This window comes from Paenibacillus shirakamiensis (assembly GCF_017874255.1).
Taxonomy (GTDB): Bacteria; Bacillota; Bacilli; order Paenibacillales; family Paenibacillaceae; genus Fontibacillus; species Fontibacillus shirakamiensis.
Map to the genome: position 1 here is coordinate 413,640 of NZ_JAGGLD010000002.1, position 22,088 is coordinate 435,727.

The 22,088-nt window shown below is 38.8% G+C and carries 16 protein-coding genes; 1 reads left to right on the plus strand and 15 read right to left on the minus strand.

Going from position 1 to position 22,088, the window contains the following annotated elements; translation table 11 throughout:
• Positions 1-61: 61 nt before the first annotated feature.
• Entirely contained in the window at positions 62-1,261 is a 1,200-nt protein-coding gene (locus J2Z69_RS08845) for an MFS transporter (protein WP_209861236.1), read from the minus strand.
• 254 nt (positions 1,262-1,515) lie between these two features.
• Between J2Z69_RS08845 and J2Z69_RS08850 the strand changes: the two genes are divergently transcribed.
• Entirely contained in the window at positions 1,516-2,484 is a 969-nt protein-coding gene (locus tag J2Z69_RS08850) for a zinc dependent phospholipase C family protein (RefSeq protein WP_209861237.1), read from the plus strand.
• Positions 2,485-2,782: 298 nt separating this feature from the next.
• Here J2Z69_RS08850 and J2Z69_RS08855 read toward each other — a convergent pair whose 3' ends face one another.
• The 14 genes from J2Z69_RS08855 to J2Z69_RS08920 all read right to left on the minus strand — a co-directional run bounded on the left by J2Z69_RS08855 (position 2,783) and on the right by J2Z69_RS08920 (position 21,928).
• On the minus strand, positions 2,783-3,040 hold the full coding sequence (locus J2Z69_RS08855) for a hypothetical protein (protein WP_209861238.1): 258 nt from the start codon (positions 3,038-3,040) through the stop codon (positions 2,783-2,785).
• Between the two features lie 62 nt (positions 3,041-3,102).
• On the minus strand, positions 3,103-3,606 hold the full coding sequence (locus J2Z69_RS08860) for a hypothetical protein (protein ID WP_209861239.1): 504 nt from the start codon (positions 3,604-3,606) through the stop codon (positions 3,103-3,105).
• A gap of 303 nt (positions 3,607-3,909) precedes the next feature.
• Positions 3,910-4,254 (minus strand): hypothetical protein, encoded by a 345-nt coding sequence (locus tag J2Z69_RS08865; RefSeq protein WP_209861241.1) that lies wholly within the window; start codon positions 4,252-4,254, stop codon positions 3,910-3,912.
• Between the two features lie 2,054 nt (positions 4,255-6,308).
• Positions 6,309-6,722: a hypothetical protein gene (locus J2Z69_RS08870; RefSeq protein ID WP_209861242.1), complete on the minus strand. Its 414-nt coding sequence runs from the start codon at positions 6,720-6,722 to the stop codon at positions 6,309-6,311.
• A 329-nt stretch (positions 6,723-7,051) separates the two neighbouring features.
• The gene (locus tag J2Z69_RS08875; protein WP_209861243.1) at positions 7,052-7,408 is read right to left on the minus strand and encodes a hypothetical protein; all 357 of its coding nucleotides are present in this window, start codon (positions 7,406-7,408) and stop codon (positions 7,052-7,054) included.
• A 765-nt stretch (positions 7,409-8,173) separates the two neighbouring features.
• Positions 8,174-8,584, minus strand: coding sequence for a hypothetical protein (locus tag J2Z69_RS08880; protein ID WP_209861244.1), 411 nt, complete (start codon positions 8,582-8,584; stop codon positions 8,174-8,176).
• Between the two features lie 1,342 nt (positions 8,585-9,926).
• A complete protein-coding gene (locus tag J2Z69_RS08885) occupies positions 9,927-10,220 on the minus strand; it encodes a hypothetical protein (protein ID WP_209861245.1) in 294 nt (97 codons plus the stop codon).
• A 448-nt stretch (positions 10,221-10,668) separates the two neighbouring features.
• A complete protein-coding gene (locus J2Z69_RS08890) occupies positions 10,669-10,998 on the minus strand; it encodes a hypothetical protein (protein WP_209861246.1) in 330 nt (109 codons plus the stop codon).
• A gap of 66 nt (positions 10,999-11,064) precedes the next feature.
• Complete coding sequence (locus J2Z69_RS08895; protein WP_209861247.1) at positions 11,065-12,294, minus strand: RHS repeat domain-containing protein; 1,230 nt, start codon at positions 12,292-12,294, stop codon at positions 11,065-11,067.
• Positions 12,269-12,523 carry an RHS repeat domain-containing protein gene (locus J2Z69_RS19500; protein WP_209861450.1) on the minus strand — a complete coding sequence of 85 codons (255 nt, stop codon included), beginning with the start codon at positions 12,521-12,523 and terminating at the stop codon, positions 12,269-12,271. The genes J2Z69_RS08895 and J2Z69_RS19500 overlap by 26 nt, the downstream gene beginning before the upstream one ends.
• A gap of 292 nt (positions 12,524-12,815) precedes the next feature.
• Positions 12,816-13,067 carry a CPCC family cysteine-rich protein gene (locus J2Z69_RS08905; RefSeq protein WP_342591574.1) on the minus strand — a complete coding sequence of 84 codons (252 nt, stop codon included), beginning with the start codon at positions 13,065-13,067 and terminating at the stop codon, positions 12,816-12,818.
• Positions 13,068-13,678: 611 nt separating this feature from the next.
• Positions 13,679-18,892, minus strand: a complete 5,214-nt coding sequence (locus J2Z69_RS19420) for an RHS repeat domain-containing protein (RefSeq protein WP_209861249.1) — start codon at positions 18,890-18,892, stop codon at positions 13,679-13,681.
• 6 nt (positions 18,893-18,898) lie between these two features.
• On the minus strand, positions 18,899-19,753 hold the full coding sequence (locus tag J2Z69_RS08915) for a hypothetical protein (RefSeq protein WP_209861250.1): 855 nt from the start codon (positions 19,751-19,753) through the stop codon (positions 18,899-18,901).
• A 39-nt stretch (positions 19,754-19,792) separates the two neighbouring features.
• Positions 19,793-21,928, minus strand: a complete 2,136-nt coding sequence (locus J2Z69_RS08920) for a fibronectin type III domain-containing protein (RefSeq protein ID WP_209861251.1) — start codon at positions 21,926-21,928, stop codon at positions 19,793-19,795.
• Between the last annotated feature and the right edge of the window lie 160 nt (positions 21,929-22,088).

Below are 22,088 nucleotides of genomic sequence, written 5' to 3' on the forward strand. Positions count from 1 at the left end.
ACGAAAAAAAAGCACCCGCCTCAGCGAATGCTTCCTTCTCAAACCTACTCTAAATATTAAGCTATCCCTTCTCTCTTCCCAACCAATAACTCAGCACTGCTCCCCCTACTCCGCAAAGCGCGAGTAAAGATGCTACAAGCGGCACATAAGCTAAATCTACATACGTAATGACCAGCCCACCTAGGAAAGCACCTCCGGCATTGCCTAGATTGAGGGCCGAATGGCTTGAAGTCGAAGCCAAAAGGGGCGCTTCATGGGCTAGGTTCATGATGCGTACTTGCACACCCGGCATAATCCCAAAGGCAGCAACACCCCAGAGGAATACAGCTACCACGGCCGTATAGGGATTAGGCAAAGCTACGGTCAGCAAGCTCAACAACACCGCAATAACCGTAAAATTTATAATGAGGGAAGGCATCAGTTTCCAATCGGCTAATCTTCCTCCGAGTAGGTTCCCAAGGGTTACACCCACCCCGAACAAGACCAGAATACAAGTGACTTCATGCTCCGCAAATCCACTGATTTGCTCAAGTGAAGGCGTAATATACGTGAACATTGCGAACAAGCTGGCACAGCCAAAAGCTCCTGTTAACAGCATTAACAGCACCTGAGGTTGGAGTACCCCTTTTAACTCTTGAGCAAGACTCACTTCTTCTTTTTGCTGAATAGCTGGAATGAATAAGACAATGCCCACTAGGGATATAAGCCCAAGAATAGTGATAGCTCCGAAAGATGCGCGCCATCCCAGTTGCTGACCAATAAATGTTCCAAAAGGGACACCAATGATGTTAGATATCGTTAGTCCCGCTAATACCATAGATACCGCTCCGGCACGCCGATCTGGCCGAACGAGTCCCGCTGCCATCAGGGAGCCTACCCCAAGAAAAGTACCATGCGCAAAGGCCGTGACCACGCGGGCACCGATGAGCAGTCCGTACGTAGGCGCTACAGCTGAAAAGGCATTTCCAGCGATAAAGATAGCCATGAGGAAGATAAGCAGTTTTTTTTGAGGCATCTTTCTAGTCAAAATGGTCAGCAAAGGCGCCCCTACAGCTACCCCAAGCGCATAGCTAGAAATAAGTTGTCCTGCCTGTGATATGGATACATTCAGATCCTCCGCCACGTTAGGCAGGAGTCCCATAATAATAAACTCCGTCATCCCAATGGCAAAAGCCCCAAGTGTCAGGCACAGCAATGATAACGGAAAGCGTCCTTTTCCTTCGGGGATGTTCTGACTGATCCCTGATGTTGCAGCATTCATGAATGTTGTCTCCTTTTGTGAACCATCCTGTATGTCTATTTCGTATAGATTTTCTATATTTAGCATAACAGTTCCGTCAAGATATGATCCTCATATTTACTAGAGCCCATCCTTATAAATCCTTATATCTTACTCAATCCCATCAGTAGACTTTCTCCTTCTGTATTTAACATAAAGCTTACGCAAACCATGAATTCATTTGACACGTTCCCCCTATGCTGTAGACAAAACATGATGAAGGGGAGGGCTCTTGTGTGCCGAGTATTTGGATGCATATTGAGTATGGCAGGCAGCTAGCCGAGGAATTCAAGTATGATCTGCCCTTTGGAGGTTCAGCTCTCGAATTCAAGCGACTTTATCAGCTCGGATGCCAAGGACCAGACTTTTTGTTATACCATCGGTTCATGGTCAAGCAAGGCGGCTGTATGGTCGAGTTGGGGAATCTTATGCATAACGAACACTGTGGACCCTTTCTTCTATCTTGCTTTCAACAGACGCTTACCCTTCCTCCATGGCAAAAAGATGCCGCCCTCGTCTATTTCCTCGGGTTCCTCACCCATCACTTGCTAGATCGAACGCTTCATCCTTATGTGAACTGGAAAGCCGGATACCGGGGTTATAACCACCAGCGATTCGAGATTGCTATGGATACGCTAGTCATGCATAAGCTTTGTAATCTGCACACGTGGCAGGTTCCCGTATGGAAAGAAGTCGATGCTGGCTCGGAGCTACCTCCATTCATTGTTAGTATACTGAACCATTCCGCCAAAACATGGTACTCAGCAGCCGCTCCTTCTACCCCTACCTCTTGGCAGGTAGCCTACCGTGACATGCTCCTCGCACACAAAATACTGTTCGATCCAGCAGGTTGGAAGAACCGCTTAAGTCTAGGCTACGCCTCCTCATTCTTTTCCAAAGCAATATCGGCTGAAGAGCTTCAGCTCGATTACCTCAATGAACAGCACAAACCTTGGCGACACTCTGCTGCCTATACGGAAGTGAGTACCGACAGTGTATGGGATCTTTGGGATCAGGCTATCATGGAAGGCCGCCTTGTTCTCCACGCCCTGACTGAATGGCTCGCGGCGGATGAAGAGAATGCAGAGTACAAACAATTTATTTTCACACACATCTTAGGGAACCGCTCGTATGATACGGGAAAAGACTGCAAAGATCAGCTTCGAAATCTGTATGCGGAGCCGATTTGGTCTGTGGGGAGTTAGCTGGAGTCTCCCAGGTGCGGGTGAATTCAGCTTGTTTTTGCTTTGTTGCACCGCAATTGCTACACCTCATTTGTGGCACCGCATTGAAATTTCAAATTTTTCTAAGCGTTCATTAGACTCTTCTGCGAAGATGTTAAGTAGCTTGTCCGTGCTAAGCGGACAGCATAAACAATAAATGCTGTGGAAATTGAAAATATACGTAACAGCCCAACAAAATACAAAAAAAGCCCCTTTTGTATGAATAGGGGTCTTTTCTAACGAATGATATCAAGTTAGATCGCATGATTAGGTTTCGATTTTATTCAGCAATTTCGACTCCTTCTAGTTCCTCATCCCGCGTCGGACTGTCTACAATTCGATTAATTTCCGGCCTCAGCTTGTTTGAATCATTCTTAGGCATCTTACTCACTAGTTCAGTTAGCATGAAATATTTGAGGAGTCCGAATTCAAGAAACGTATTAAGCTTAGCCATTTTTTCCCCTTCAAAATTAATGTCCATACAAAGGCCTAACTCAATAATCTCGTGTAGTAAAGGACAATAATAGTCCTCTTTCATGTTTATTTTAGAGCCCCCCATTTTAGTTTCAATACTTTTATTAAATCTGTTCTATTAATAAATTATTTTCCAATTGCTTGTTCTACATCAACTAGAAAATAAGAATCCCATTTCTCTCTATACGGATATATAAAATTCTTCCAATAATCTCGTTCATTCCAATTTTGTAGTACTATAATTTCTGGTAAGCAATGAATCGCATCTATTAAATCGTATGCCTGCTGATACTTATTTAACAGAATTAAGTCTTTTATCTCCTCTATAACTAAATTAACAATTTGGAGATACTGGTACATTCTATTCCTTTGATTAATAGATATGATACCCTTAGAATTAATAGGATATTGATGTTCAATATTTAGCATATTTTTCTCTTCTAGACATAGTGCTTCCTCTATTAATTGATCTAAAGCCTCCCTTCTCCCTAACATGAATTGAACAGATTTCCTTTGTATCAGGTTAAGAATAGACAAAATATATTCTCCATTAGTTTCACTCATCTTGTATCGAGAAAGGATAAGCAATTTATTAACAATTAGCAGGAAATTTACTAAATCATTTCTCATTCTTCAATCTCCTACTAATCAATTTCTTCTGATATGATCCTTAACATAGTTAGCCACAACTTAGTTACTGGCAATTGATTCGAAAAAAAGAGTTGTTATTTCTCAAGTGATGAAAGCCATTGATTTAATATACTTTCTTCCATCTCAAACATCCATAACAAATCTTATTGCCCATATACATATGAACTACATAAATTAACATGTATGGTTTGAGGATGAATTTCCAGACGATTAGAACACTAATAATTACAAGCATGTTTCGGTTATCTCTTCAGCTTAAATCAACACGCTTCAGTTGGTTACTTATTTGTTAAATGGTAATTCAAACATTTCCAAATCATTTTCAACAACTTTCATTATACTGGCGACTACCACATACCGTATCTCATTTGATAACAGGACAATGATATTCTCAGGCTTTACAAGCTTATTGATTCTACGGTTAACATATTGCACATCATCATCCTTTGCACCAATAATCCTTATATTTGCGAGGTTTCGAGGTAATTCAACATAAACAACATCAAAAAACATAATGTCAATATTTTTATCATATTCATCACTTTTAATGCTTCTAATAAGTAATTCTCCATGACTAATACTATAATGCCAAAATTTAAACATTCTAGTATCCATTGAATTTATCATAGTTGATTCTTACTCCTCTCTCACTTACATGGATTTGAAACTACTTTACCATTCATATACCATGTATTCTATCCCATACTTCAGGAAGTGATTTGATTTGAAGTGGTTCCCAATCAGTTGCTCCGCTGCTCTCTTGCTGCCCTCGACACAGCTGCCCATGGACTATCTATAATGTAAGATTAAATTCTATTTAACATTTGGATTATTTAAACTATTCAACGCTATTGATCTCCAATTTTCACTGTTAGGGAATTCTTCCCAATACCTTGCTCCTTTATTCGCTACACACACATTCAGATCATTCTTATATACGAATCAAAGAAAACTTTTTAGTGGTAGTTGCATCGCTAACAGTTATATCAGATTGAATAATGAATTCATTAGGCACTGGGTGATCAACTGCTGAAAATACCAAAAGAAACCACATGAAGTATTACCCCATGTGGTTAATCAAAATTTTAATTTATACCTGTTCCTCTAGCAACCAATCCATTCTCATAAAATTCAAACCTACTTTCTGAATAAATATCTCCTTCATGATAAAACTCAATAACATGCCTCTGATTCGCAAGTATCAAAACTAACTGCAAGCACATCATCCAAAACAGATATACATTTATCTATATCAGTCTTTATTACAAGTCATGTTGCTTCATCCCACAATACATAAATAGACGAATCATACATTTTTCATATAATGTCATATTACTTTACCTATTTAATTAAATGTTTAAGTAATGATTTAAATGCATTTTCATCACCTGCAAATGGAATGTAAACTTTAATCGCATTCGCCCCTTTACCGTTCCTGAAATCTTCCATATATCGAAGTATCTATCACCATTGTCATAGTTTCTACATCTAGCTCCCAATCGCTTACATCATCAAATATAGTACGTTCGTTTCTTCCTGAGATGTTGAAACTGTTCTTATTCTTTCTTTTAACCACGTCCAGTGTAGCCTATATGATATATAAAATTCCGCTGTTTCACAGTTGAATTTGCCATTCTAACCATTTCTGAATATTTTTCCTCTTTGATGTAGTATTCACCCTTATATTTAACAATAAAATTTCTGTTTGCGAACCCCGTTTGATACATTGTTATATTGTCTGCATCCAAAAATGCAATCTGACATTCCCACGGCATGTAGCGCAAAGAGCCGTTAGTGATATGAATTTATTTTTTGGCAATATATAATTATTAATATTTTTCAATTCCCCCATTCAGTGATTCCAAACGTTTTGCTACAGTAGCCAACTGCGGGTCTGTAATATACCTCCACAGCTAGTTCTAGCACTTTTTCATCCCATTTCAGGTCATTCCCTAATTACTAACGCTTGCTTCCTTGCGTGTGCGTTGATCAAACTCACTAATCTATCCTTATAGATTGAAATACAGTGGGGAATTTCTCTGTGATTATCAGGATAAATATTCTCAGGGAATATAAAGAAGTTATCACTGTCCATTTTTTTAATAATGTAATAGTTTGCCTCGAACTCACCGCTCCTAATATGGAATGAGGTTACGAAGTCATAAATAGATTCGTATAACTCTTGTGAAGAGATTTCGTCATCTAAGAACTTCTCGATAATATTTGACAAACTGAATTCTCCTCTCACGTTTGATTATGCCCCCATACTATTTCTTTCCTTGAAAATAGTTCAATACACTCAACTTCTTTGTTTTCTCCAGCCATGTCTAGCTGTTACTCTTTTACAATTCAATCAAATTGAGAGGCTATTAGCAGAAACTGATCTCCCCATCCACTATTTATGTAGACATCCTGCAGAGAACTGGTAGGAGCAAACAATATCTTCAATTCAAAAATCACATGCTCATCATTTTCTGTTAATCTCTTAATAAAGTAATCTAACTCATACAATAAATCATCTGTCGTATTGTATTTTGACCATATCGTATCTGTTTCAGAACGATCAACCTTAGCTTTAATGATTCTTAGCAATTGAATTAGATTAGCATTTCGGAGGCTTAACAAAGTTCACACTCTCCAGTTCATATATTCTAGTTTAGAATATTTGGCTAATTTATACATTATGAAATAACCCAGTACCAGTGTTCATTTAATTTTTTTATAGTATGGTAACTATCGAAAATCTCGAAGATATCGTTCACATGTGAATCATTTACATAAATAAAGCCATTAAAATCACTTAGAATTCCTCTGTAAGAATAAAAGAAAAAGCTTGTTTTTGCCTGATTCATGAAGATTTCGCCTCCATCTGACAGATGACTGTATTTTGGAGGAAGCAATAACAGGTCACTATTGAAACTCTTCTGTTCTAACACAATTTGCCCATTCCTAACCCCATGAATGAGTTCATTGCGATCAGACTCATACATTTTAAATTCAGTCCAAACTCCTAATTGGGTAGGTAGAAATGCAACAAGTAAAAAAGTAATTACAAGGACCCATAGAGGGAGAACCTCTATCCATTTTCTTTTCATTGCAGCACGAACACTAGAAATTATAAGAATAACCATGGACACTAGAATGATGAATATATCTATAAATATTAGTCCAAGTATAGTCAATTGATGTATGAAGAAAAAATCAAAAAGTGTAACCGTCATGGTAGCGATACATATAATTAGTGAAGAGATTATTAAATAATTTATCTTTCCTTTTCTAATAAGAGTCCCATAAGTCACCTCTATCTAGGATGAAAGAGAGATTGCATCTCCTTCAATTATCTACATTTATAACAAACTCTTATTTCAGTCTACTGGAAATATTCAAACCAAACTTGTTCTAAAGGCCGCCTAATACTACAAGATTACATGATAGGGGGCAAATCATTCTCACTTAATACAACAAAATTGCAAAATTGCTCAGAGTCCCGTTCTAATTCTTTCTGTATCACACTCAAAGCAAAATTCTTACACTCTAAAATTGAATTTCTCCATATTCGATTCTCACCTAGTAAAAGGCTAGCATCCATCGAGTTAATAGGCGACACAGGCATAATTCGATTATTTATTATATGAACAAAATCGATACCTGAAATGGCAAGATTGTTATCATAACATTTTTGAATAAATTCACTTGCAACTTGGATCGGGAGATACAGTTCACCTCCACTTTGAATAATCATCACTGAAAAACCGTTTAAAATTTCATCTAAAGTCTCCAATCTTAGTCCTCCCTCCGTTATTTATCCCAAGGTCCAATCCACCCTAAGCCATTTCTGTTGCAAATTTGTGAAATTGCGACTTAAAATATACCCATCTTTCTTATAGTTATGAATATCTCACACAATCTTTCTTTTTATAATTAAATTTTTCCAGATGCCTGAAAGCTCGATTTTTATTAAATTATTAGCTTACTCATTAAAACAAAATAGCCCCATTAGATTTATAAGAAGGCGACACATAACAGTGCTTTTAAAAATATTTAATCTTCTTTATATTATTTTAGTTTGAATTCTAACCATACTAACCATTTTGGCGCAAAGCTTAAACTCGATGACCACCCATGATAACTATCAATATGAGGGTTATTTTTAAAATAAGTTTTGTTCTGTAGAACAGGATAAAGTGTCTCCGTTAAAGCTTCTTCACCCTTCCTTCTTTCATAATATATGTCACAGGTTGTACACTTAAAGAACATAATGGATTTATCTAATGCAATTTGATATATATTCAACTCTTTTTTGCATGTAGGACAATATACACCGTATTTAACCCTTAACTGTGTAAGTACATTCATTTTAATCACCTACTTTACTCCAACTAAATTAAATCAAATGATTACTACGGGTAACACTCATTAACCAAAACATCCCGCCACTTTAGAAAGCTGACATAAGTTTTATAAATTCATTTAACTGGTTCTTAGATTCACCTTATTTATGGAAGTAAGATTCTACTATCCTCATATCTAACATTTAACTAGTGATTTATTTTCCTATTTTTTCAGTAACCTCTATTATCTTCAATAAATCATTACTCATGAAATCAATATTTATCTCACTACTTTGTATAAAAATACTATACTCAACATCCTTTATAAATTCTGATATAAGAACAAATACTAATTTAGAAACTATTGACTTTTTTAAATTATTTAACATATTAATAAACGTATTAAAATATAATGTGTTTAACTTATCAGGAACCTTAATCTTGAGCTCAGCTATAAAATCTTGAAAAACTCTTAATGGGTTATCTGTGTTACTAGAAAGTTTAGCTTGAGAATTGTCTTTATCAACTATAATCACGGTAAAAACCTTATCCATTCTTTGCCCATCATATTTTAGAAATATTTTAACATTATTTCCCTTGAAGTATTCTTGAAATTGTGGATACATTTTTAATCACTCCATCCCCAAGTCATTTATCAAACTTTTTTTCTGTTTTTCACTTAAGGGACCTTATAAGTTAAAGTCTTTAAGCAAAATGTTTAAAGTGTCTAATGCCGTTCTTTTATTTCCATCGAAAGCATGATACGCGATACTTCTGATAATTGAAGCAATTTGCTCAAAAATTAAATTTAGCTTTTCATATTCGGACAAAAAAATTTCCGCAGGAAGAGAGCGCTTCGAATTAAAGCTCATGTTTACATTTGCGACAGTAAGGCCTTTTTTAGTTTTGTCAGTGAATAATTAGTGATACTTTCTACCTCTTAAGTCTTTCCTAGTCCATTTCACATTAATATTCACCTTAGTTTGACTTAATGGACACTAATCTTTGTCAATTAGATTTTTAATCTAAGGAGGTACTTTAAGTTTTTTCAATAAAATCTAACCATGTTCAAATTTTGTTCGACAGGTTATTTTTAATACGATCTAAAATCAGTATAGAACCGTACTCACACTTAAAATTCACTTAATTACTATAAGTGTATATTTCGGGTCAAATCACTCTCATATACGGCTTTGTAAAATTTAATTTAATTTTAAGTTTTAATGATTATAACATCCGCCGTCTTGTTCAGTTCCCATAGTACAAATTTATTTCCCTCAAAGAGAAGATTCTGATTCTGTGGAATCTCAGGAAATAAAAAATTCAAATAACATATCGACTCATATCGCTTATTGTTAGAAATCATTCTTATTACCACACTCCGACCAGCAGATTTATCTAATACCCCATCCACATAAAAATAGGCAATTGTATAATATTCCCCAATTGTTGAAGGGAATTTCTTTTTCCCACCCAGATCAGTAGGAACCCAATTAATTTGGGCTTTTACAAACTTATGTTTGATAATTTACTCCCTCCTTCTCCAATTATGAATGTCCTCTTTAATGACAATGATATCCTTCAAATATACCCTTCTAATAAAAATTCTTACCTATGGAATTGATATTGTGAATTAATAAAAAACCACATGGGTTATTACACTCTCATGTGGCGAAAACAAATTATTTGACAAACTTTCCCCAGACATCAAACAACGATGACAAATCTTTGTTTGATCGCCCATCTGCATATGAAATACACAAATTATAAAGTATGGTTGGAGAATATAAATCTCCACATCTGAAACCAATAACTACAGGCTTGTTTAGATATACATATGATCTGGGTTTACTTAAAAAGCCCCAGCGAAGACTTGGGTAATATTTAAGAAACACTTCTGCAAAATATATCGAAGCATCTATCACCATTGTCATAGTTTCTACATCTAGCTCCCAATCTCTTACATCATCAAATATCGAACTTGGCAATGTTTTTTTTAAGTGCGTTCATTTCTTCCTGAGATGTTGGAACTGTTCTTATTCTTTCTTTTAACCACGTCCAGAGTAAATTCAACGATTGTGGCGTCATATCGAATCGTTCGATATTTCTGATACCAGAAGCTTCTATCGCCCCAAATAATATTTTGATTCTTGTAGGAATTTCTTTCATGAACCAATCAAAGTGCTCCTGAGCTTGTTTTTTATTCATTTCCGAGTATTCAATATTTGATGGGGGAATCATCGTCGGATAGTGGTAAACCACCTGTAGCACCTCCTGCTATTTATGAATAACATATTTTATTCCACGCTGAGTTAGTATTGTAGGTAGCCTACTTTGGACTCATAACCCATACCATTAACAAGAACATCAATTACCCTTCGCCCCATTAAGTATTTGAAATACTTATAACAACCTTTGCTAATTATTTCTGTTTTTTAAAATAATTTAAAAACTTTCTCCATCTCGTTTGATACATTTAGCTTGAAGGAATACCATACCAATTTTCTAGCCCTTCACTTTTAAGTTCATCAATAACTGTTTAAAATAATTCTACATATTCTAATTTAGGCACTTAATAGGGGGTTATGCATTAATAGACATAAAAAAACCACATAGAGTTGTTACACTCGCATGTGGCTGTAAATGTTTTAATATTGTAGCTTAGACCGTTATGTGAGTATTCGTGAGGTCGTTACCCCTCAAATACTAATTATTTCTGTTTTTTAAAGTAATTTAAAAACTTTCTCCATCTCGTTTGATACATTTGGCTTGAAGGAATACCAGGCCAATTTTCTAGCCCTTTACTTCTAAGATAATCAATAACCGTTTGATATGAACCTGCATCTTCCAATCTCCATTCATTATCTGGTTTAAAATAATACGTATAGCATTTAATATTGGGACAGAAAAAATAATCTCCATCGGAAGTCAGTGCCTCAAAATAAAGTTCATATCCACATTTGGGACAGAAAAAAACCTTGTTAGTTTTTGGCAGTATATAATTATTAATATTTTCAACTCCCCCACTTTTTGATTCCAAATATTTTTGCTACAATAGCCAATTGCCCTTGTGAAATATATTTCTCACCCATCCTTGAAGCAGTTCCTAAGCCTCTAAGAACATATTTACCAGTCGAAGGGTCCTTAAAAGTACAAAACCAAGTTCGCTACCTTCTAAAAAAGCTTTATGTCCATATACTCTTTCTGTTTCAGCTAAAAATTGTTTTGTTACCTTACCATTTTCAAATGCACCTAAAATAACATCTTTTTTTGCTATAGATTGCTCTAATAGCTTAACACTAGCAGAACTAGCAGAACTAGCAGAACTGGAAGAAAATAATCCCATTACATAACCCCATCCTTTGGATATTCCAGTTTTAACTTCGTTATATACTGCTGGTGCTTGTGTAACAGCCCCTGAAACAAATCCTGCACATTGGCTGTCGTACCAACAACCCAAAACTGCATCCGAGAGGCCAGTCTTATCACCGCTAAAATGAACTGATCCTTTAGGGTACCATTTCCCTTGTATAACATCATTGTATACAATATTTCTTCCAAAATTAACACTTACCGAATCTGCTAAATATTTAGAGGTTCCAACATCAGCAAAAACTTCTCCTCTTGTGCCCCCATTGCACCCACCAGGATGTGAGTAATTACCTTTTTCATATGTACACCAGTTCCCCGTAGGATCAATATTATTCAAAGGGGCATTCTCCACATACGTATACAGATTCTGACTCAGTGGATTAGACACATCCCCTTCATACGTATCCTTACTAATAAAACGTCCTGCAGATGGATCATAATACCTCGCCCGTAGATAGTACAGTCCGGTCTCAGCATCCTGCAGTTCTCCGGCATATTTAAATGTATTTGGCACTTGCTCTTCCTGCTGCAAGATATTACCCCACTCATCGTACTGGTACTTGTTCACCACGGATTCATTCTCATCGATGATCTGCACAACATCTCCATGACCGTTATACATATAATAATATTTCTTGTTCGAAGCCGCGTCTCGCTTTTCTAGCAATTGATCTGGTCCCCATACATAGTTAGCTACAGCTTGGTTCGTCGCATCGGCTTCGGAGATCACCTGTCCACTATTGTTATACGCATAACGAGTCTTGACGCTACCTGTGGATTTGTACAGTCGTAGCCCTTGCATTTCATATTCAAACTGCGTCGTCTGTTGACCCTTAATTACAGTCTGGAGCTGATCCCAGGCATTGAAGGTATACGTCTTATCTGCCGATTCTTCTAGGTTGCTATCCCCCTTCAAAGTGGATCGGTTCCCCCGGACATCATAAGCGTAGACGACCGTTTGCACGTTTGACCTGAATCAGTCGGTTTAATTTGTCATACTGGTAGTTTGTCGTGCCTGCATTATCCGTGATGCTTGTGATATTACCATTCGCATCATAGCCATATTGATAGTCCGATAACACCGTGCTTCCCTTGGTATTCGATACTTTGGTCTGACGGCCTATCCCATCATAGTTCTTGGAAGTCTTGAGAATGCTTCCATCCCCAAGCTTCGGATAGGTGATACTGATCAGCTTTCCATCGGGCTCATACTGATAGAAGGCATTTGCTGTGTCTGCACTTGAAACTGTCGAAGCCCCCTTGGTCTGTACTTTAGAGAGTTAGGATACGTATCAAGGGGATGTATCTAATCCACTGTGCCAGAATTTATATACTTATTTATGTCATGAACAATCCTTTAGATGGGTTACATGTCGCATAATTCAGTCTCCCGCTTCATTCAGCACTGGAATAGGGAGGCTTTCATTCAAAAGAAAACCACATGGAGTTGTTACACTCGCATGTGGGGAACCAAGAAAATTTAAATCAATTGTTTTCAGGTAATTCTTCTTCAAGTGGTCCTCTTACCATATGAATGAATTCTTTTTTGCATACTCCAAACTGTCTATAATTTTCTTTCGCTTGTGCTAATGAAATATGATTTGCACCTATATTTCTATCAGGATCTTGATGCGCTACCCAATCATATTGCCAAAAACATACGTCACAAATATCATAATCACTATCTACTGTAAAATATCCGCAACATGGACATTCCAATCTTTTAATTGCCCACACCTCCTAAACATCTTACACAATCTATCATATCTTACAATTTACTTTTACCTGATCGCTTGAAAGCTCAATCTTCATCAAAATATTAGCTTTGTCTCTAAAATAAAATAACCTCCTTAGATTTTTAATCTAAGAAGGCAATACATAACAGTGCTTTTTAAGAATATTTAATCTTCTTCATTTTTGTAGTTTATTTTCTATCCATACTAACCATCTTCAGTTTAATCCCCCTATTTAATAAATCTTGGGCTAATAGAAAAATATACTAAATTATCCATTTATAATTACAAGAATACTCTTACTTAGATTACTGAAACTTTTTTTTTGATAACCTGTTCAATAATTTTAACCACTTTGGACCTAATGCTTCACTTGATCGAATTCCTTCGTAATACTGTTGATCCTCAATATTTTTTAATTGTTCATTTAGAACTTCCCCATAATCAGTAGGTATTAAAATATTCGAGGTACTGGATTTAATGTAATATTTATTACACACTATACATTTAAATATCAATGAGTCATCTGATCTATACGCATACACATTTAACTCAGATCTACATATAGGGCAGTAAACAGCATATTTACGTCGTAAAAAATTTAATAAATCCACCCTACTTCACTCCAAACATACTCGTAATCATCTCTTTTTGTGCTACACTTGGTTGCCTCCAACCTTGACTAGTTGCATAGCCTGACCCTGTTATACTCCACTTCCCTTCATAAAACGACATATTGAAACCTGTATCAGCTTTTGTAAGACCTAGTCCCCTATGAGAATATGAAAATTGGGCATCTTGAACATAAGCCTCTATGGTTCCATCACTTCTGATAATCCCTGTAATAGGTCTATTCACTGAGAGAGCCTTTTTAGCAACCGCATTTAAGGCAGGTATTGCGCTTACCGATTTACCTCTTGTAAGTATATTAAATAATACAGCGGTACCACCGGTTAGCGTTGTTGCGCTATAAGTGGATGTACCTATTGTCCCTACTTCAAGTGCTGCTAATCCAGATCCAGGACTCAATATTACGGCTCCAGTTACGGCTCCTGCAGTGAACCATCTTATTGCATCGCTCCAAGTCCAATCACTCTTTGCCATATAAGCTAGTTGCTGCTTCACTTTGTCTGAAGCACCTTCAAAAGCTGTAACATCTCCGGCATACCATCTAGCATACCTCTGTTCAACAGGGTAATTATAAACGCTAGGTGGCCCAACAAAATTGGGTCCATTTTTTATTGTTTGGCCATCATGACTCATATCATCCGAATAATTCTTCCAATTATTCGAATCATTGCAACCGCCCGGATGTGAGTACTTACCATTTGCAGATGTACACCAATTCCCTGTGGGATCAATATTATTTAGCGGGGCATTCTCCACATACGTATACAGATTCTGGCTCAACGGATTAGATACATCCCCTTGATACGTATCCTTACTAATAAAACGTCCTGCAGATGGATCATAATACCTCGCCCGCAGATAGTATAGTCCGGTCTCGGCATCCTGCATTTCTCCGGCATATTTGAACGAATTTGGCACTTGCTCTGACTGCTGCAAGATATTGCCCCATTCATCGTACTGGTACTTGTTCACCACCGTTCCATTCTCATCGATGACCTGGACAACGTCACCATGTCCGTTATACATATAATAATATTTCTTGTTCGAAGCCGTGTCTCGCTTTTCTAGCAACCGGTCCGGTCCCCATACATAGTTGGCTACAGCTTGGTTCGTCGCATCGGCTTCGGAGATGACCTGCCCACTGTTGTTATACGCATAACGAGTCTTGGTACTGCCTGTAGATTTGTATAATCGCAGCCCTTGCATCTCATATTCAAACTGCGTCGTCTGTTGGCCCTTAGTTACCGTCTGGAGCTGATCCCAGGCATTAAAGGTATACGTCTTATCTGCCGAATCCTCTAGGTTACTATCCCCCTTCAAGGTAGAGCGGTTCCCCCGGACATCATAAGCGTAGACGACCGTTTGACCGTTTGCACGTCTGACCTGAATCAGTCGGTTCAATTTGTCGTACTGGTAGTTCGTTGTCCCTGCATTATCCGTAATGCTTATGATGTTACCATTTGCATCATAGCCATATTGATAGTCCGATAACACCGTGCTTCCCTTGGTATTCGATACTTTAATCTGACGACCTATTCCATCATAGCTCTTGGACGTCTTCAGAATGCTTCCATCCCCAAGCTTCGGATAGGTGATGCTGCTCACCTTACCATCGGGCTCATATTGATAGAAGGCATTGGCTGTGTCTGCACTAGAAGCCGTCGAAGCCCCGTTGGTCTGTACTTTAGAAATCCGCGTCTTGTCATATCCATACTGAGTGAAGAAATCAAACGGATCCGACACATTCTTTAATTTGTTCTGATCATCAAATTCGTGACGGACGATATTGACTACTCCATCCGAGACGTTCGCTTTGTAAGTCTGCGACCCGTACATATTATAGTCATTGTAGACCGTCATAAAGGTAGCGCCGCTACGCGTCTCTTCCTGGCGGGTCGGACCATAAGAGCTGTACTGGTACACATTCTTAAGCAATGTAGCATTAACCTGCTTAAAAATGTTGCGACCTGATTCATCATATACATAATTAATCAGATTGCCGTTCGGATCGGTGCGAAGCGTGATCTGCCCCAGCTTGTTCCGTGAGAACTTGTCGAGCGTGTTCGCAGGATCTGCACTGCTCTTCAAGAAGCCTGTCTCATCATAATCCTTGGAGCTCACCCATGTCTTCGTCCCGTCGGACTGAGTGGTAGATTTAAGCTGCCCCAGCTTCGTATAGGCATATGAAGTGGTCTGATTCAGCGGATTCGTTACTGAGGTTAACTGATTCAGCTTGTCATAGGCATATCCCGTTGTGTTACGATTCGGGTCCGTATAAGCGGTGACATTCCCGGCATCATCATAGCTATAATTCTCTTGCACGACATTCGTTGTTCGGTTCGGCCAATTCGGGAAGCCCTTACGCATCGTCTCTCTCCCCCAGTTATCACTGGTGGATTCCAGTACATTACGCTTCAGACTATCCTGCGGATTGCTTCGGAAGGCTGGGATATCCGTACTGGCTACAAAGTAAGAGGTCTTCTTATGGTCAATCAGATCATACTCATTCCGGTAGAGGTTGCTAAAAGGATCAATCATCTCATTATTACGGCCCCATGCATCATAAGAAGTCTTGGATACATTGCCACTCATGTCCATGACATACTCTGGGCGTGCCATAATATCGTAGTGGTACTGCGCAACAATCAGCTCATTATTCTTGGCAATGTCAAGCTTACCTTGAAGTACGAGATTACCAAAACCATCATAGAACTCATGCGTATAGTTCTCATAACTTGCCACATTATTATTAAGCTTCGTTGTCTTCGTATACGCATCTACACGACTGGTCACAAGATACTTGTTATCCGCATCGAAATAATTGGGGCTGTTGTCTACAATCTGGTCATTATACTCCCAGATATCTTCCACCTGATACCGCTCACCCGATTGATTATTAGTAACAGGATGAAGAGCGCTGATTACTCTTCCATAGGCATCATATTGATATTGGGTGGTTTTGTTATCCGCATCAGTTTCTGAAGTCATCCATCCCAATAGAACATTATAGTTCCGCTGAACCGTAGTCTCTACCGGTGCTCCAGCCTCATTGGTATAGTAGCTCTTGATGGTGGTAGGGAACAACTGAGAAGCACTTTGGCTGTATACGGACACAGTTCTGGCTGTCTTTCCATTCTCTAGGGCAGTGCTAACTTCTACTGTTCTGGAGTCCGAAGCCGTTGTGTAAGTATACGAGGTGATATCTCCATTTACATTCTGAGCAGTCTTGATTCGGCCCTGGCTATCATAGGCTGTGATCTGACTCAGTAATGTGGAGCCATTATAGTACTGCGTTTTGGTTGGCAGCTTGAACGCGGGATCATATTCATAGGTAGTTGTATACTGCTTAAGCTGATTCGCATCATTCTGCTGGGCAGCGGTTAGAGGTCTAGTCTCTGACACTACATCCCCTGCAGCACTATACTGATAATTACGATATAACTTGTTTTCCCTGCCTCCACTCGTTACTTTACTTTCTACCTTCGTCGGTTTGAACTTGTAGTTCGTATCATAAGACTGCACGGTCTCGGCAGAGGTCTCACCATTCTTGGCCGTCTGCTCTGTCGTGAGAAGCTGCTTCTTATTATTAAAGGTTGACTTTGTCTTCACTCCATCGCGATTCGTTACCTCCGAACCAAATCGATAGGAATCGGGCAAGCTCTCTTCTTCATTATAACTTGGATATCCCGTAACATCCCCGAAATACGTATAGTCCTGTTGATTGTAGAGTCCCCTCGCCTTAATCTCTGGGTTAGGTTTATCGTACTCATAAATATTTAACCCATCCCACCGAGAAGTTACTTCAAAGGCTTGATAAGCCCCGTTCCCTCCCCAATTTCGCGGAACCACCTGATATTCATAGAAGCTAGTAGAATGTGGATACATCGCATATTGAAGGAGATAGACTGCTGTTCCGGCCGTGTTGCTAAGTGACTTGTTCTGAGCGTTAAAGGCCTCGGAAGCTAAATAATAGTTATAATAGGTGCTATATCCCTTGGTGTCTGTAACACTGGACAAATACGGCTCGTATCTTTTCCCTATTAAGGTCCCATTCTCAAAAATACTGACCTGTTTCCTTCCCTTCTTATAGACAATGGTCTGTTTGTCCGTTGTGGAAGGGTGGCTCACGGTTATCGAAATATTCTCTGTCATACTTTGTGTATCAAAGTTAGCGTCGTTCAAGTTACTCTGATACGCAAAGTCAATATTTCGCCCTATGGAATCTACAATCTTGGAGATGACCGGATACGTACTGCCATTTAACGTCCGATTGATGTGGGTAAACCGGACCTCGTTGCCGAACCTATCTTTCATTCCTAGTAGCCTGCCATCACTACCAAAGTAAGTCTTCTTCTTATGTTCATCCGTAAATACATAACTTGAATTCATTTGCCCATTAGAGTAACTAGAGTCATAGAGCATACTTACATCATTTCTCCCGTAATTCTCTAGACTCCCCTGATTATTACCATCAAACCGAACTACATAGGCTGCCCCGGTCCCATCATGGTAATGGATATAATCACCTTCCATTTGTAAAGAAGGAAAGGCTAGCGACCAGCCTCCTCCAAGATCATAGCGTTGCCGGCTATAAGAGTTCTCATCGGGATAAATTTTGGTCGTAGTTGTATAGGTAATCTGCACATACTGTACCGTCTTATATTCAATATCATAATCAAGATATATCCGCCCGCTGTCGGGCTGATTGCGAATATAATAATCGGCTATGCTGTAGGCTGAGCTATAGTCGCTGTAGTAACCCGGAACTTTGGTTGCATAACTGGATGTAGCGTTATCCCAATATAATAGAGTGACATAGTATCCTGAACCGTATCCAACCAATTGACTCGTGTCGGAGGTAACAGATACTCTCTTGGATCCTACTTCAGCTTGACTAGAGTTGTACTGACGATCCAGATTGACATCCAGCCCATCTTTGCCGGGCAGATTCAAGTCGTGCTCGGTGAGGGTTAAGGTGCCGGTGGCTGGATCTATCGTCTCTGATACTTGATTCCGATCCGAAAATTTAGGCTTATTCGATTCGTTAACAAGTTTTGGCGTAACCAATCCGTTCAATACACCTTCAAGAACTTTGTTATCCACTTGAGCATAGGCAGATGGAGCCCCCATCTGTGAACTGACCACAAAGAGGATAAGAGCCATTATAAAGTTACGGGTATACTTAAATAATTTGATCACCTATAATCACTCCTTCTCCGCAAGTACATTTTCACTCAAACCTTTGGCAGTCTTAAATTTACTGATAAGCTCTTGGAGGGGAGTACCTGTCTTCTCAGCTACGGCTTTCAACCTACTAAGTACTTTAGGATCTATCGACGCATCATCCGTGGACTTCGCCGATGGGGTCTTCGCTGCTGAGGTGGCAGGTTCATAATTGGAGACGGCTTTTTCTCCCTTAGACTTGAACAGACTTAATAAGTCCGTGATACTTCCCTTCCCTTGATCCAACGAACTAAGTAAAAGAATCTTATTCTGGTCCGTCAACTTTTCACTGGCAAGCTGTTGATACTCTGTAGGATGCAATTTGATCAAATCTTGAAGTAGTGATGTTTCTTTCTCTTGCTGAAGCACCTCAGCTAGCTTCACCCAGTCCAATTTGTCTCCTTCTTTACGGTTAATAATCTTCTGTGGATCTATTAATAACTTGTTGGCAAGTTCATCCACCTTATAGATGTCATCCACGCTGTACCCTCTGGTGACTAATTCTTCAACCTGTTGTTTGTTCAAGCTGAACAAATCCGTTTTTTTGTTGTCAATTTTCATCGATTTAGCCGTTATAGGATTAACCTTAGGCTGAATCTCTTCTTTCTTATGTGCCACACTGCTATCCGAAGTGAATCCTTTAAACTTGGTTAAATCTTGATTAGCCGTAATATCTCCTTCTTTATTCGGTACTTGAAGAAACGGTTTGTCAGCAGGTTTGCCCAGGATTTTCTCATTAAATTGATCCACAACTTCTGCTGCAAATCCTGTGGTTACGGAGGAAAAAGGGGATACGACAATACCAAAGCATATAGCTGCCATCATCCATTTTGTCATATGTTTTTTTCTTTTATGGTTAATCATACGATCACCTCATTAGCTAGATTTTGGTGTTTTGATTACACGACGTGCCAATAAATTCCCATTGCGGTCATATTCATATTGAATAACGTATTGATAGAGTCCTTGTTCATACTCTAATTTCGTCAAGTGGTTCGCATCATCATAAGTGTACGTTTTCAGAGGCGAAGGGGTGATGCGTAGCAGGTAGGATTCGGGTCCAAACGTCCCTGAATCCGTGTATATACGGATATACACGGTCTCATTTTTGGCTGCAAAAAATGAGACGTCTACATCTTGTTTGTTCACCGTTTGTTGCACATTCAGCTTTTGGCCTGCTGCATTTAAAATTTCCACCTTGTAATTCTTATCTACGGGCGATTGTAGAGTTAGGAAGTAACTATCACTTTCACTTGCAACAATCTTGAAGTAATCTTGATCCAGTACATCTGAGATATTGGAAGTGATTAATTTAGAGACATCTATAGCAGCTGCACTTGCGATTGTATTATTGGGTTCATACGGATCGGTATTCGTGGATGCTGTGAAATAAACTGCATCTAACGCAAGAATGTAGCTAGTACTGGATGCATTTTTCCCCTTTACTTCAAACTTCAAGGTATGCGTCGTACGGTTATCTAAAGCTATGTTCCCTACAGATACTTCTACATACTTTGCAGATGATCCATAAAGATCCATAGGCTGACCTACCGCATTGCCGTCCACATAGACTTGTGTAATTCCACGGTTAGTGAACTGTTTAACCCGAAGATCTAGTTGATAGGAACCCGGTTTGCTGACCTGAAAAGGAAACTCTATATAGTCTCCCACTGCATTTGACTCATAAAATACATGATAGCCTCCGCTAGATTCCTTCTCATTGACCTTAGTTAAGGTTTTCCCGGATGTCTTTGCTCCGCTTAACTGCTCCAGTTCAATGACATTCTTCCCCGTAAGCGTAGACACTTGGAGTGTATTGCTCCAATCCGAGTAAATTCCGTCCTTGTTCTTGGCTTTGACCCGATAGGAATACGCTGTACCCGGCGTCAAACTGAGTAAAGTGGTAAAAGTCTGCGTACCCGCTACTTTTCCTACTAACTGTTCATGCTCATAGATTTCATAACTATCAATACCTTTGGTATCCACTGAAGCTGTCCATTCCAGATTAATGGAAGTATCCGATTGAACGGCTGATTTCAGACTAGAAGGTGCCGTTGTTGCTGAGGAAGATACTTTCTTCGTTAAATAAATGGCATCTAAAGCCACAATAAAACTGCTGCTTGCTGCATTTTTGCCTGTAAGTACGACTTTAATGGTATGATTCTGAGTTGAGTCCAGATTTGCAGAGCCTACAAGCGTTGTGGTGTACTTAGCTGTTAGATTATAGAAGTCAAGCGGCTGACCTACTGCAATATTATCTACGTAAATTTGCGCTATACCTCGATTAGTAAATTGTTTGAGGCGAAGCTCAATATCATAATTTGAAGTTTCTGTAACCTGAAATGGAAATTCAATATAGTCTCCAGCTTCATTCGACTGATAAAAGGCATGGGTTCCCCCGCTGGATTCCTTTTCACTCACTTTTGTGAGCGAATCCCCAGAGCTTTTGGAGACTGTTAGACTCTCCACCTCATATACTTTTTTGCCAGAGAGGGTAGACACATCGATGCTCTGACTAAGCTCCGAATAAGTACCTTCCTTACTCTTAACTTTTACCTGAATCTTGTAAGTAGTTCCTGTAGATAAACCTGAAATGGTGTAATACGATTGGCTCCCTGCCACCGAGCCTGCTAAACTTCCATTCACATAGATTTCGTAGGAGGCAACCAGGGAGGCATCTTGAGAAGCCGTCCATTCCACATTAATCGTGGAATCGGATTGAATCGAGGATTTAAGAGAGGTAGGGGGAGTAGGGACAGCGGCTAGTGTAGCTTTTTCATTAGGTTTTACATCTACTGCATCTTTCTTTTCTTCATTTCCTTGAGGGGTTTTCTCGGGTTCAGCTACCTTGGGAAGAATAGCATTATCTTCTTTTGCAGAAGGTTCTGGGGCTGGTACGGAATTTGTTTCTTTTGTTGCACTTTTTGCCGCATACAGAGTCGTGTTCATCATACATATAACGAATAGACAGCCGAGTAACAAGATGGCGCTTTTCCTCAAAAACTTTGTCAAAATATCACCTCTTTTGTAAATTTAATTTATTATATCAATAATATTCCAAATTAATAACCGGGTTATTTTGTAGTCTATTGACTAGTTTTGTCGATAAACGTCCTAATATAAAGTTTTTTTATTTTGTACTTTTTGCATACTATTCCCTACTTTATTCATG